Raw genomic sequence first — 14,219 nt, 5'->3', positions numbered from 1 at the left:
GCGATGCCGCGACTGATGGCGGATCTGAACCGCTTCAGTTGCTGCGGCGAACAAGGGAGTCCACGCAATGTCACGTCGTACCACCACAGCACCCACCTCCGGCCGGAGGCGAGCGACGTTCGCCGCAGGCCTGGCGACCGCCGCGGCGGCCGCGCTCGTCCTGACCGGCTGCTCCGCGGGCAGCAACAGCGGCGGCAGCAGCGCCGGCGGCGACGTCACCGGCACGATCACGCTCCAGACCTGGGCGCTGACGCCCAAGTTCACGGGGTACCTCAAGGGCGTGATCGCGGCGTTCGAGAAGAAGCACCCCGGCACGACCGTCAAGCTCGTCGACCAGCCCGGCGACGGCTACTCCGACAAGGTCCTGAGCCAGGCGTCGTCGAACACCCTGCCGGACGTCGTCAACCTGCCCCCGGACATCGCGCTGCCCCTGGCGAAGCGCGGGATCCTCGAGGACGTCAGCAAGGCCGACAGCTCGCTGCGGAGCACCTACACGGCGGGCTCGGTCGACGCCTACGACTACAAGGAGACGAAGGGTGGCGTGTACGGGTACCCCTGGTACCTCAACACGGACGTCGACTTCTGGAACAAGTCGATGCTCGACCAGTGCGGTCTCGACTCGTCGAAGCCGCCGGCGACCACGCAGCAGCTCTTCGCGCAGGCCAAGACCATGCACGAGCACTGCCCGAACGACTACCTGATGAGCCGCAAGCCCACGCTGAGCGACTTCACCCTCGCCGGCGTCAAGGTGCTCAACAGCGACGGCACGAAGTTCACGTTCGCCACGAAAAAGGCGGCGTCGCTCATCGACCAGTACGCCACCGCGTACCAGAACGGCTACATGCCGTCGTCGGTCCTCAACTCCGACTACCTCGGCAACTCGACCCTGTTCACGCAGGGCAAGGTGGCCTGGACGACGGGTGGCGCGTCCTCGCTCAGCGACTTCGAGACGAACAACCCGTCGCTCAAGAACGACGTCGTCGTCTCGCCGGCGCTCGACACCCCGCCGCTGTACGTACAGGGCCTCAGCGTGTCGCAGAAGTCGAAGCACCTCGCCACCGCGAACGCGTTCGCCCAGTTCATGACGAACGCCGCGAACCAGAAGGCCTTCGCCAAGCTCGTCAACATCTTCCCGTCGACGAAGTCCTCGCAGTCGGACCCGTTCTTCTCGAAGGACGACGGCACCGAGAACGGCAAGGCCCGCGTCCTCGCGAACACGGCACTGAAGACGGCGAAGAACCTGACGCCGGTCGAGGCGAACGACTCCATGACGACGTTCCTCGACCAGCAGATCGCGCTCGCCATGAAGGGCCAGACCACGAGCATGAAGGCGCTGCAGACCGCGCAGACCAAGATGAACACCCTGCTCGCGAACGGCTGACGCCACTACCAGGAGAGGGAGGATCGCCATGCGAGCGAACCGTTGGTACACGCCGTGGATCCTGATCGCGCCGGCCCTGGTGTGGCTGCTCGTGTTCAGCTTCTGGCCGTCGATCAACACCGTGCGGCTGTCGTTCACGAACGCCAGCCCGCTCGGCGGGGTGAGCGCGTGGGTGGGGCTGAAGAACTTCAGCACCCTGCTCGCCGACCCCCAGGTGTGGCAGGCGCTGCTCAACAGCGTCGTCTACATGGCGATCTGCCTGCCGCTGCTGACGATCCTCCCGCTCCTCATCGCGCTCCTGGTCGAGAAGAACCTGCCCGGGATCGCGTTCTTCCGGACCGCGTACTACACGCCCGTCATCGCGTCGGCGGTGGTCGTCGGGCTCATCTGGACCTGGATCCTCGACGACCGCGGCGTGGTGAACGAGGTCGCCCAGAGCCTGCACGTCATCCAGGGGCCGCTCCCGTTCCTCACCGACCGATGGCTCGTGCTCTTCAGCGCGATCAGCCTGACGGTGTGGAAGGGCCTCGGCTACTACATGATCATCTTCCTGGCGGCGCTCGGGAACGTCGGCAAGGACCTGCACGAGGCCGCGGCACTCGACGGGGCCGGCGCCGTCCGCCGGTTCTGGAGCGTGACCATGCCGGGCGTCCGCGGCACCATGACGCTCGTCGGGATCCTCGTGTGCGTCTCGGCGCTGCGGGTGTTCTCGGAGCTCTACGTCCTCACCAACGGCAAGGGCGGCCCCGGCGGCCAGGACGAGTCACTCGTGAGCCTCATCCAGGAGTACGCCCGCGGCTTCACCGGCAACCTCGGCTACGCGTCGGCCCTGAGCATCCTGCTCTTCGTCGTCACGCTCGTGCCGATGCTGGTCCTCGCACGCATCAACAACAAGGCGGAGCAGTGACGAACACGACGACGACGTCCGAACCGGTCGTCTCCGGAGACCGCGGGACCGCAGCGAACGCTGCGGGCGGCAGCCGCGCCTCCCGACCGGGAGGGACGGGACGGACCCGGCGCGTCGGCCCGGACGGGCGCCGCCGCCGGAGCCGCACCTTCGGCACCATGAGCACGAAGGAGAAGGTGTTCCGCTACGTGCTGCTCGTGGTGGTGCTGTTCATCACCATCGGGCCGTTCCTGTGGCAGCTGTCGACCTCGCTCAAGGGCGCGGGCGAGGACATCTACACGCAGACGCCGGAGTTCGTACCGAGCCAGCCGACGTTCCTCAACTACGTCAAGGTCGCCGACGCGATCCCCGTGTTCACCTACATCGGGAACTCGCTCGTCGTCGCCGCGCTCGACGTGGTCGGCAACGTCGTGTTCGCCACGCTCGCCGGGTTCGCCGTGGCCCGCCTGCAGTTCCGGGGCAAGAAGGTGGTGCTCGGGCTGTTCCTCGCGACGCTCGTGCTCCCCGGTGAGGTCACGATCGTCTCGCAGTTCGTCACGATCAAGGACCTCGGGCTCGCGGACTCGCTCGTCGGCGTCGCCCTGCCGGGGATGATCGCCGCGCTCAACGTGCTGCTCATGTACAACGCGTTCCGGCAGATCCCCGAGGAGATCGACCAGGCGGCCGTGATGGACGGCGCGAACTCGTGGCAGCGCCTCCGGTTCATCGCGCTGCCCGCCGTGCAGGGCACGATCGCCGTCATCGCGATCTTCTCGTTCATCGGCGCGTGGGACGACTTCCTCTGGCCGCTCATCGTGCTGCAGACGCCGGACAAGCTGACCCTGACCGTCGGACTCCAGTACCTGCAGGGCACGTTCTCGAACGACCAGCGCCTCATCGCGGCGGGCACGATGATCGCGTTCATCCCGATCGCGGTGATCTTCTCGGTGCTCCAGCGCTTCTTCTTCAAGGGCGTCGAAGAGGGCGGGGTCAAGGGCTGATGCGCTTCGGCGTCAACTACACGCCCGCCGAGGGTTGGTTCCACTCGTGGCTCGACTTCTCGCCGTCCGCGGTGGCGCGTGACCTCGAGCAGATCGCCGGCCTGGGCGTCGACCACGTCCGCGTGTTCCCGCTCTGGCCACTCGTGCAGCCGAACCGGACGCTCATCCGGGCGTCGGCGCTCGACGACGTCGCGACGGTCGTCGACATCGCCGCGTCGTTCGGGCTCGACGTCAACGTCGACGCGCTGCAGGGGCACCTGTCGAGCTTCGACTTCGTGCCGTCGTGGCTCGAGAGCTGGCATCGTCGGAACGTGTTCACCGACCCGGACGTCGTCGCGTCGACCGCCGACTACGTGCAGGCGCTGTCCGCGGCGCTCGCCGGCCGGCCGAACCTGCTCGGCGTCACGCTCGGCAACGAGCTGAACCAGTTCGCGCACGCCCCGCACCCCACGCCGCACGCGGTCACCGACCGGGAGGCCGGGGACTGGCTCGCGACGATGGTCGCGGCGGCGCGCCGCGGGCTCGGCGCACCGGTGCCGGACGCGGTCCCGGCTCCGGGTCTCCCGTCCGGCGTCGGCCGGGAGGCCCGGCGCACGGCCGCCCCGTCCGTCACGGTCGCGCAGTACGACGCCGCCTGGTACGACGACGCGCAGCCGTTCGGTCCGGAGCACGCGGCCGAGCACGGCGACATGACCGTCACGCACTCGTGGGTGTTCAACGGGGCCGCCCGCGTGCACGGTCCGCTCGGCACCGGATCCGTCCGGCACGGCGAGTACCTGCTCCAGCTCGCCGCGGCGTGGAACCGGACCGCGGAGCGCCCGAACTGGCTCCAGGAGGTCGGCGCCCCGACGAACGTGGTCCCGGTCGACGACGCCCCGGCGTTCCTCGAGGGCACGATCCGGCACGCGGTCGAGGTGCAGCAGCTGTTCGGCATCACCTGGTGGTGCTCGCACGACGTCGCGCGGTCGCTCGCCGACTTCCCCGAGCTCGAGTACGACCTCGGACTCTTCACGAACGACGGACGCCGCAAGCCGACCGGCGAGCGATTCGCCGAGCTCGCCCGCGCGTTCGGTGACGGTGCCGGCGCGGCACTCGAGCGGCTCGCGCCGCCGACGGACGCGCTCGTCCTCGACGACGTCCTGCCCGACGGCCGTCGCGCCCCGGACGTCCGCGCGACGGCCGCCCCCGGGGGCCGGTTCTCGCTCGCCTGGGTCGCGCTGGCCGAGTCGCTCGGCCGCGGACCGCAGGTCGTCCTGCGCTCGCGCGCGGGAGACTCCGGACTCCTGGCCGAGCGCGGCATCCGCACGCTGCACGACGTCCCGGCGGACACCCGCGCCGTCCACACCGCCGTGGCGCACCCCGCCACGATGCCCTGACCACCTCATCCGGAAGGCACTGATGCACGACGACATCCCCCTCACCATCGGCCGAGCGCGCCGGGTCCTCGACGAACGGATCCTGCCGGCCGTGCACGCGACGGCGGTCCCGCTGACGGTCGAGTGGAACGAGCTCCCCGGCGAGCCGATCACCCCCGCCGAGGGCCTCGCGCTCGCCTACCGACCGTACGAGGTCGGGACGTCGTGGGGCGCCGCGTGGGGGACCACCTGGTTCCACGTCACCGGGACCGTGCCCGAGCAGTGGGCCGGACGTCGGGTCGAGGCGCTCATCGACCTCGGGTTCGACGTGAACATGCCGGGGTTCCAGTGCGAGGGCCTCGTCTACCGACCGGACGGCAGCCCGGTGAAGTCGATCAACCCGCGCAACCAGTGGGTCCTCGTCACCGAGCAGGCCGAGGGCGGCGAGCTCGTCGACCTGTACCTCGAGGGCGCGTCGAACCCCGTGCTGCTCGACTACCACCCCTTCCTCCCGACGCAGGAAGGGGACATCCAGACGTCGTCGTCACGGCGGTTGTACACGTCGCGCCGCATGGACCTGACCGTGTTCGAGGCCGAGGTGCACGAGCTCGCCCTCGACATCGAGGTGCTGCTCGAGCTCCAGGCCGAACTGCCCCAGGGGCCGCGACGGATGCGGATCCTGCAGGCGCTCGACGACGCCCTCGACGCCCTCGACCTGCAGCACATCCCCGAGACCGCGCCCGATGCCCGAGCGGCGCTCGCCGACGTGCTCGCGTCCCCGGCCGAGGCCTCGGCCCACCGGATCTCCGCCGTCGGGCACGCCCACATCGACTCCGCATGGCTCTGGCCCGTGCGCGAGACGATCCGCAAGGTGGCGCGGACCACCTCGTCGATGACGGAGCTCATCGACCAGACCGACGACTTCGTCTACGGCATGTCGAGCGCCCAGCAGTACGCCTGGATCAAGGAGCACCGCCCCGAGGTGTACGCGCGCGTCAAGGAGGCCGTGGCAGCGGGTCGGTTCCTGCCCCTCGGTGGCATGTGGGTCGAGTCGGACACCGTGATGCCGACCGGCGAGTCGATCGTCCGGCAGTTCTCGCAGGGTCAGCGGTTCTTCGAGCGCGAGTTCGGGATCCGGCCGAAGGGCGTCTGGTTGCCGGACAGCTTCGGGTACTCGCCGGCCCTACCGCAGCTCATGCGTCGCGCCGGGTTCGAGTGGTTCTTCACGCAGAAGATCTCGTGGAACCAGGTGAACAAGTTCCCGCACCACACGTTCCTGTGGGAGGGCATCGACGGGTCCCGCGTGTTCTCGCACTTCCCGTCCATGGACACCTACAACTCCCAGCTGTCCGGCTCCGAGGTCGCGAAGGCGTCGCGGCAGTTCCGCGAGAACCGCCTGGCGTCCGGGTCGATCGCGCCCGTCGGGTGGGGCGACGGCGGTGGCGGGACCACGCGCGAGATGACCGGCAAGGCCGCGCGCCTGGCGGACCTCGAGGGCAGCGCGCAGGTCGCGTGGGAGCACCCGGACGCGTTCTTCGAGCGTGCCCGCGGCGAGCTCGCGAACCCGCCCGTGTGGGTCGGTGAGCTCTACCTCGAGCTGCACCGTGCGACCCTGACGTCGCAGCACGGGACCAAGCAGGGGAACCGCCGCGCGGAGCACCTGCTCATCGAGGCCGAGCTGTGGTGCGCCACCGCCGCGGCCCGCACCGGGTTCGCCTACCCGTACGACGAGCTCGACGCCCTGTGGCAGCAGGTGCTCCTGCAGCAGTTCCACGACATCCTGCCCGGCACGTCGATCGCCTGGGTGCACCGCGAGGCCGTCGAGCAGTACGCGCGCGTCGCCGACGCCCTCGTGGCGATCATCGCGCAGGCCGTCCGCGCGCTCGTCGGCGAGGGGGACACCCCCGTCCTGGTGAACCCCGCGCCGTTCGCCCGGGGCGGGGCGCCCGCGCTCGGGGCGGTCGTCGCGGCCTCCGTGCCGCAGGTCGCTCCCGTCACCATCACGGAGGACGGCGACGCCCACGTGCTCGAGAACGACCTCGTCCGCATCACGGTCTCCGCCGAGGGGCTCGTGACCTCCGCGGTCGACCTCGGGTCCGGGCGGGACGCGATCGCGCCCGGCCAGGCGGGGAACCTGCTGCAGCTCCACCAGGACTTCCCGAACATGTGGGACGCGTGGGACGTCGACCGCTACTACCGCAACCGGGTCGAGGACATCCGCGGGGTCGACGAGCTGACCGTGTCGACCGGTGCCGACGGCGTCGCCCGGATCGTCGTCCGCCGGTCGTTCTCGGAGTCGTCGATCGAGCAGACGCTGTCCCTGGCGCCGGGGTCACGCACGCTCGAGGTCGCCCAGGTCGTCGACTGGCACGAGACGGAGAAGTTCCTCAAGGTCGCGTTCCCGCTCGACGTCCGCGCGGAGCACACGATCGCCGAGACCCAGTTCGGCGCGAACAAGCGCGTCACCCACAGCAACACCTCGTGGGAGGCCGCGAAGTTCGAGACGTCCATGCACCGGTACGTGCTCGCGGAGGAGCCGGGCTTCGGCGTCGCGCTCGTCAACGACTCGATCCACGGGTACGACATGACCCGGGACGCCGTCGACGGGGACGTCACGACGACGCTCCGGCTGTCGCTGCTCCGTGCACCGCGGTTCCCCGACCCCGAGACGGACCAGGGCGTGCAGACGCACCGCTTCGGGCTCGTCGTCGGGACGTCGGTGGCCGGTGCGACCGAGGAGGGCGTGCTCCTCAACCTCGACGCCCGGACCGTGACGGGCGACCACGGGTTCGACCCGCTCGTGACGGTGTCCGACGACCTCGTGCTGTCGAGCGTCAAGCTCGCGGACGACCGCTCGGGCGACCTCGTCGTCCGGGTGTACGAGCCGGCGGGTCGTCGTGCCCGCGGGACCGTGACCGTCGCCGCCGACGTCGCGGCCGTCACCGAGGTCACCCTGCTCGAGGAGGCGATCGTCGACGCGGCGACCACCGGCGCGTCGAGCACCGTCGCGGCGACCGACCCCGCGACGGTCGACCTCGCACTCGGCGGCTTCGAGGTCCGCACGCTGCGGTTCACGCTGGGCTGAGGCCGGTGTCGGGCGGCGCGGTCCGGGGCTGACGACCGCGCCGCCCGAGGGCGGCCACGTCGGGCGGCGCGGTCAACGGTCGATGGCCGCGCTCGCCCGGGCCGCAGCGCGATCGGGCGAGAGGAACCCGATGTCGTACCGCGGCCGGACCCCGAGCGCGAGGTCTGCGAGCACCTCGCCGAGCACCGGCACGAACTTGAACGCGTGCCCGGAGCAGCCGGTCGCGACGAAGCACGCCGGCGCCCCGGGGAGCGCGCCGAGGATGAAGTCCTCGTCGCTGCTCATCGTGTACATGCACGAGTACGCGTCGAGGTCCGCGCCCGCGGCCCCGGGCAGGAACCGCTCGAGGACACCGCGGAGTTCGGCGACCTCGTCGGGGCGGACCACGCGGTCGATCGTGTCCGGGGTCGTGTCCTCCCCACCGTCGTGCCGGCCGATCTTGACGCCCTGCCCGTCGTGGTCCGGGAACCCGTAGTACAGGTGCCCGTCGTGCTGGATGGAGAAGCCCGGCATGGCGTCGGCCCCGAGACCCCGGGGGTTCGTCGGCGCGAAGTGCGCGACCACCTTGCGGCGGGCCACGATCCGGAGGCCCGTCGCGGCGAGCAGCTCGGGCGCCCATGGTCCGGCCGCCACCACGACCCGGTCCGCGCGGTAGGCGGCGACGTCGGTGCGGACGAGCGGGTGCGCTCCGAACGCGATGTCGACGACGCGTTCCGCGCGGAACTCCGCGCCGTGCTCCTGGGCGAGTCGGTGGTGGGCGCGGACCGTCGCCTCGGGGTCGACGAATCCCGCTTCCCGCTCGAGGACGCCCTCCCAGCCGTCGGCGACGCGGAATGCCGGGAACCGATCACGGATCGCGGTCGCCGTGAGGTGCTCGACGGGGAGTCCGTGCGCGCGGGCCGCGGCGAGGGTGTCCGCCACGAGGGCTCCTCCGATCGGAGCGACGGCGAGCACGCCGCTCTCGGTCAGCAGACGGGTGCCGGACACCTGCTCGAGTTCGTGCCACAGCCTCCATGCGGCGGTCGTGAGCGCGACGTACTCGGGGCCCTCGGCGTACGCCTGCCGCACCAGGCGCGACCGGCCGTGCGACGAACCGTCGCGGTGACCCGGGAGGCGCGGGTCGAGTCCGAGCACCGTCGCACCCCGTGCGGCGAGGTGGTACGCGGCGGCCGAGCCGATGCCTCCGAGCCCGACGACGACCGTGCCCGGGACGCGGACCTCGGCGTCCGTGGCGCCGGAGCCCCCGGTCGCCCCGCGCGACCGACCGGTGGAGGGATGACCGACGTCCATGCGGTGATCATCGCAGACGCATCATGCCGCAGATCCGCCAGCCGACCCCGTCGTTTCTCACCGACCTCACTGGAGGCTCATCGAGGTCACCCGGGAGGCCGAGAGGTGGCGGCGAGGACCCGTTCGTAGCGTCATCGCAGTCGGCCCCGCCGTGCGACCGCACGAGCCGGAGACCAGGAGCCGACCCTGGCGAGGAGACTCCATGTTCACGACGTACCTGAGGCGCGAGCTCACGAACCGCAAGAAGCAGACCGTGATCATCGCGATCGGGATGGCGTTGGCCATCGCACTCGTGATCATCGTGTCGTCGATCTCGAGCGGTGTGAAGGCAGCGCAGTCCAGCGTGCTCGAGTCGGTCTACGGCGTCGGCACCGACATCACCGTGACGAAGACGGCGACCGCGTCGTCGAGCAAACCACCGAGCTTCGACTTCGGCTCGGGGTCCGGCTCGTCGTCGGGCTCGAGCGGGAAGACGAACCTGTCACAGTCGACCCTCTCCGTACAGCGGGGTACCTCGACGATGGCCGCGAGCACGGTGACGAAGGTCGCGAACACCTCGGGCGTCGCTGCCGCCACGGGCGTGCTGCAGCTGACCGAGAACTCGTTCTCGGGCTCGGTCTCGTCCGGGTCGTCGTCGGGCACCTCCGGCTCGTCGTCCTCGGGCTCGTCGTCCTCGGGCACCGCGGGGTCCGGCACCTCGGGCTCGGGCCAGTCGACCGACGGCGGTCCCGCGGGCGGCTTCGGCGGCGGCAGCTTCAGCGTCGACCAGACCACCGTCGAGGGCATCGCGACGTCGAGCACCACGGTCGGCCCGCTGACGAGCGCCGAGGTGACGAAGGGTCGGGCGCTCAGGGCTTCGGACGCCGGGAAGGACGTCGTCGTGCTCGACACGACGTACGCGAAGACCGAGTCGAAGACCGTCGGCGACACCATCACCATCGGCGACACGACGTTCACCGTGGTCGGCATCGTCGCGTCGACGAGCTCGTCCTCGAGCACCGCATCGGACATGTACATCCCGCTCGACACCGCACAGGAGCTGTCCGGTGAGACCGGCAAGGTGACCTCGGTCTACGTCTCGGCGACCTCGTCCTCGAACGTCAGCAACATCAAGACCGCGCTCGAGAAGAAGCTCACCAAGGCGACCGTCTCCACCGAGGCCGACCTCGCATCGAGCGTGTCCGGGTCCCTCTCGACCGCGTCGAGCCTCGTGTCGAACCTCGGCACCTGGCTGTCGATCGTGGTCCTCGCCGCCGCGTTCCTCATCGCCATCCTGTTCACGATCTCCGGCGTCAGCCGCCGCACCCGCGAGTTCGGCACCCTGAAGGCCATCGGCTGGTCCAACGGCCGCATCACCCGGCAGGTCGCCGGGGAGTCGTTCGTCCAGGGCATCATCGGCGGCGTCGTCGGAGCCGTCGCGGGCCTGGTCGGCATCCTCGTCATCAACGTCATCGCCCCCACCATCTCCGCCAGCGCCTCCAGCAGCACCAGCGCGGGTGACCCCGGCGGGGCAGGACCCGGCAGCGCGGCGACGGCGGCGGCCGGTTCCGGCGCCGCGAACGGTGCGGCGAGCGCAGCCGGTCGGGCTGCGTCCTCGGCGACGGAGGTGGTCCTCCACGCCCCCGTGACGGTCGAGATCATCGTGGTCGCGATCGGGCTGGCGATCACCGGCGGACTGCTGTCCGGGGTGTTCGGCGGGTGGCGGGCCTCCCGGCTGCGTCCGGCGGCGGCGCTGCGGAGCGTGGCCTGATGACCGACAGCCGCACCCTGCCCATCAGCACCACGACCGATGACACCACGGAAGCAGGCGCCCCGATGACCACCACGACCGGCGACACCACGGAGGCAGGGGCACCGACCACCACGGCACCCCGTACGGTCGGCACCGCGTCGGCCCACCCCACGGCGGCGATGTACCAGCTCACCGGGGTGACGAAGCGCTACGCGCAGAAGGGCAAGCAGGTCACGGCCCTCGCGGGCGTGGACCTCGTGATCCCGAGGGGGCAGCTCGTCGCGATCCAGGGTCCGACCGGCGGCGGCAAGTCGACGCTGCTGCAGATGCTCGGCGCGCTCGACCGACCGACCTCGGGCGCGGTCCGGCTCGGCGGCCACGACCTCTCGACCGCAGGGGGTGCCGCACTCACCGACATCCGCGCCACCGAGATCGGGTTCGTGTTCCAGTCGTTCAACCTGATCCCCACGCTCACCGCGCTCGAGAACGTCGAGACGGCGTTCGCCGGCTCGCTGGCGCGGGTCGGGAGGGACGAAGTGCACCGACGAGCAACTGCGGCACTGCAGGAGGTCGGCCTGGGTGAGCGGCTGTCCCACCTGCCGGCCGAGCTGTCCGGCGGACAGCAGCAGCGCGTCGCGATCGCCCGGGCACTGGTGAAGGACCCGAGCGTGCTGCTCGCCGACGAACCCACCGGGGCGCTCGACGAGGCCACGCGCGACGAGATCATGTCGCTCATCGAGCGGCAGTGGCGGGACCGCGGGCTCACCGTCGTGATCGTCACCCACGACTCGTGGGTCGCCCGGCGCGCCGAGCGCCGGCTCCGCATCGAGCAGGGGCAGGTGCGCGACATCTGACACGGACCGCTGGTGCCCCCGTCTCGGTAGGGAGGCGGGGGCATCGGCACGCCGTGGGCGAGGCCCGCGGGACGGCGCCCGGACCTGAACGACACCGCAGGCGTCCCGACGACACTGCAGGGCACAACGACACCGTGGACCGGACGTCGCCGTCCCCGGCGGCGTCGTCGGAGCGAGATCGGCAGGGACCGATGGACGCCGGAGAGTTCGTGGACCTCGTGGCACAGCGAGCCGACATCACCCACACCCGCACCCGGGCGCGGCCCATCACGGACGCGACGCTCCTGACGTTGGCCGAGCGGCTCAGCGGGGGCGAGGCCGCCGACCTCGCCGCGGAGCTGCCCGAGGAGCTCCGCACGCCGCTCCTCCGCGACGGTGAGGCGTCCGAGCGGTTCGGGGCCGACGAGTTCTGCCGACGCGTGGCCGAACGGGCGGGCGTCGACGCCGACACCGCGCTCGAGGGTGCGACCGTCGTGTTCGCCGTCCTGCACGAGGCCGTGTCGAAGGGCGTGTGGGACCACGTGACGACCCAGCTGCCGAAGGAGTACGTCGCGCTCTTCCGCCTGAAGGTCTGACGTCCCGTCTGCCACGATGGGCGTATGCCCGCAACGACGCCGTACGGCTCCTGGACCTCCCCGATCTCCGCAGCGGACCTCACCACGAACGGCCACCCCGTGTCCGGCCCGCGCTGGGTGGGCGACGAGGTCTGGTGGCTCGAGCTCCGCCCGCAGGAGGACGGCCGCTCGGCGGTCCGACGCCGCGACGCGTCGGGCGCGGTGGTCGACGTCCTGCCCGCTCCGTGGAACGCCGCGAGCCGCGTGCACGAGTACGGCGGCGGCGCGTGGGCGGCGGACGACCGGGGCGTCCTGGTGTTCGTCGAGTTCGCCGACCAGCGGCTGTACGTGCTCGCTCCGGGGGCCCAGGAGCCCCGCCCCCTCACGCCGCTCGGCACCGGCGGCACGCACCACCGGTACGGGGACGTGAGCCTGCGCGGGGACGAGGTGATCGCGGTGCGCGAGACCCACACCCCGAGCGCCACCAAGACCGGCGAGAACACCACCGACATCGTCCGCGACGTCGTCGCCGTGCCGCTCGACGGCTCGGCGGCCACGGACCCCGCGGCGGTCCGCAGCGTCGTCGGCGGATCCGACTTCCTCGCCGCCCCGCGGTGGTCGCCGGACGGCCGACACCTGGCCTGGATCGCCTGGGACCACCCGCGGATGCCGTGGGACGGCACCGAACTCCGCGTCGCACCCGTCGACGACGACGGCGTCGCGGGCACCTGGCGGACGCTCGCCGGGTCGCCCACGGAGTCGGTCCTCCAGCCCGAGTGGCTCGACGACGACACGCTCGTCGCGATCGCGGACCCGACCGGCTGGTGGAACCTCGAGCGGATCACGCTCGGCGGCGTCCGGACACCGCTGCACCCGGACGCCGCCGAGTACGGGGGACCGCTCTGGAGGCTCGGCACCCGCTGGTACACGCTGCTGCCGGACGGCCGCCTGCTCGCCACCCGCACCTTCGGGTCCACCTCACTCGTCGTGCTCGACCCGACCGGCGAGCGGGACCCGGAGCCGATCGAGACGCCGTGGACGAGCATCGCCGTGGGCGGGGCCCGGGACGGCCGGGTCCTCGTGACCTCCGGTGCGTCGACGGTCGGTGCCGGGGCCCGGGTCCTCGACCTCGCGACCGGAGCCGCCGAGGACGTCCGGCTCGACGCCGACGACCTGCCCGACGCCCGGTACCTGCCGGTGGCCGAGCGCCGGGAGTTCCCGGGCGAGCGGACCGTGCACGCGATCGTGTACCCGCCGCGGAACCCCGACCACGTCGCCCCGCAGGGCGAACTGCCCCCGTACGTCGCGGTCGTGCACGGCGGTCCGACCTCGCAGGCGGTGGCCGCGCTCGACATGCGCATCGCCTACTGGACGAGCCGCGGGATCGGGGTGGTCGACATCGACTACGGCGGGTCGACCGGGTACGGCCGCGCCTACCGCGAGACCCTGCGGGGCCAGTGGGGCGTCGTCGACGTCGAGGACACGATCGCCGCGGTGCGGGGTCTCGGGGAGGCCGGGCTCGCCGACCCGGCACGCCTCGCGATCCGCGGCGGCTCGGCCGGCGGCTGGACGGTCCTGTCCGCACTCACCCGGTCCGACGTGTTCGCCGCCGGGGTCTCGTACTTCGGGGTCGCGGAGCTCGAGCGGTTCGCGCAGGACACCCACGACTTCGAGTCGCGCTACCTCGACGGGCTCATCGGGCCCCTGCCGGAAGCCGCGGCGCTGTACCGCGAGCGCGCCCCCCTGCACGCCGTCGACCAGCTCCGCACGCCCGTGCTCCTGCTCCAGGGCCTCGACGACCGGGTCGTGCCGCCGTCGCAGGCCGAGCTGTTCCGTGACGCCATGCGGGAGCGGGGCATCCCGCACGCCTACGTCACCTACGCGGGCGAGGGGCACGGGTTCCGGAAGGCCGCGACCATCATCGACGCGACGGAGAAGGAGCTCGCGTTCTACGGGCAGATCCTGGGGTTCGCGACGCCGGGCGTCCCCGCGCTGCCGCTCGACTGATCGCGGGCGCGCCGACGGGCGCCCGCGGGCGCGGTCGGGATGAGTGTGACCAGCCCGCGCCGTCCCTCCAGGCC

At 71.6% G+C, this 14,219-nt stretch carries 10 protein-coding genes; 9 read left to right on the top strand and 1 reads right to left on the bottom strand.

All coding sequences use genetic code 11. The features are described from left to right. Window positions 1–67: 67 nt before the first annotated feature. The 5 genes from DEI86_RS06290 (at window position 68) to DEI86_RS06270 (ending at window position 7,708) form a co-directional block, all read left to right on the top strand. Window positions 68–1,381, top strand: a complete 1,314-nt coding sequence (locus DEI86_RS06290; RefSeq protein ID WP_111049073.1) for a sugar ABC transporter substrate-binding protein — start codon at window positions 68–70, stop codon at window positions 1,379–1,381. A gap of 28 nt (window positions 1,382–1,409) precedes the next feature. Further along, window positions 1,410–2,288 carry a carbohydrate ABC transporter permease gene (locus DEI86_RS06285; protein ID WP_111010462.1) on the top strand — a complete coding sequence of 293 codons (879 nt, stop codon included), beginning with the start codon at window positions 1,410–1,412 and terminating at the stop codon, window positions 2,286–2,288. 158 nt (window positions 2,289–2,446) lie between these two features. Beyond that, window positions 2,447–3,268, top strand: a complete 822-nt coding sequence (locus DEI86_RS06280) for a carbohydrate ABC transporter permease (RefSeq protein ID WP_111049209.1) — start codon at window positions 2,447–2,449, stop codon at window positions 3,266–3,268. Next, window positions 3,268–4,644, top strand: coding sequence for a glycosyl hydrolase (locus DEI86_RS06275; protein WP_111049072.1), 1,377 nt, complete (start codon window positions 3,268–3,270; stop codon window positions 4,642–4,644). The genes DEI86_RS06280 and DEI86_RS06275 overlap by 1 nt, the downstream gene beginning before the upstream one ends. 22 nt (window positions 4,645–4,666) lie before the next feature. After that, a complete protein-coding gene (locus DEI86_RS06270) occupies window positions 4,667–7,708 on the top strand; it encodes a glycoside hydrolase family 38 C-terminal domain-containing protein (RefSeq protein ID WP_111049071.1) in 3,042 nt (1,013 codons plus the stop codon). A gap of 72 nt (window positions 7,709–7,780) precedes the next feature. Here DEI86_RS06270 and solA read toward each other — a convergent pair whose 3' ends face one another. After that, on the bottom strand, window positions 7,781–8,998 hold the full coding sequence (solA, locus tag DEI86_RS06265) for an N-methyl-L-tryptophan oxidase (protein WP_111013135.1): 1,218 nt from the start codon (window positions 8,996–8,998) through the stop codon (window positions 7,781–7,783). 202 nt (window positions 8,999–9,200) lie between these two features. Here solA and DEI86_RS06260 point away from each other — a divergent pair, with 202 nt between their 5' ends. The 4 genes from DEI86_RS06260 to DEI86_RS06245 all read left to right on the top strand — a co-directional run bounded on the left by DEI86_RS06260 (window position 9,201) and on the right by DEI86_RS06245 (window position 14,145). Beyond that, on the top strand, window positions 9,201–10,748 hold the full coding sequence (locus tag DEI86_RS06260; RefSeq protein ID WP_111049070.1) for an ABC transporter permease: 1,548 nt from the start codon (window positions 9,201–9,203) through the stop codon (window positions 10,746–10,748). Between the two features lie 161 nt (window positions 10,749–10,909). Continuing rightward, on the top strand, window positions 10,910–11,584 hold the full coding sequence (locus DEI86_RS06255) for an ABC transporter ATP-binding protein (RefSeq protein ID WP_111036711.1): 675 nt from the start codon (window positions 10,910–10,912) through the stop codon (window positions 11,582–11,584). A gap of 191 nt (window positions 11,585–11,775) precedes the next feature. Beyond that, a complete protein-coding gene (locus DEI86_RS06250) occupies window positions 11,776–12,159 on the top strand; it encodes a DUF2267 domain-containing protein (RefSeq protein ID WP_111013206.1) in 384 nt (127 codons plus the stop codon). Window positions 12,160–12,183: 24 nt separating this feature from the next. Beyond that, window positions 12,184–14,145, top strand: a complete 1,962-nt coding sequence (locus tag DEI86_RS06245) for a prolyl oligopeptidase family serine peptidase (protein ID WP_111049069.1) — start codon at window positions 12,184–12,186, stop codon at window positions 14,143–14,145. Window positions 14,146–14,219: the final 74 nt, after the last annotated feature.

Source organism: Curtobacterium sp. MCBD17_028 (assembly GCF_003234875.1).
In the GTDB taxonomy this organism is placed as follows: Bacteria; Actinomycetota; Actinomycetes; order Actinomycetales; family Microbacteriaceae; genus Curtobacterium.
Note: the sequence above shows the minus strand (reverse complement) of the source record. Positions and strands in the feature narration are given on the sequence as shown.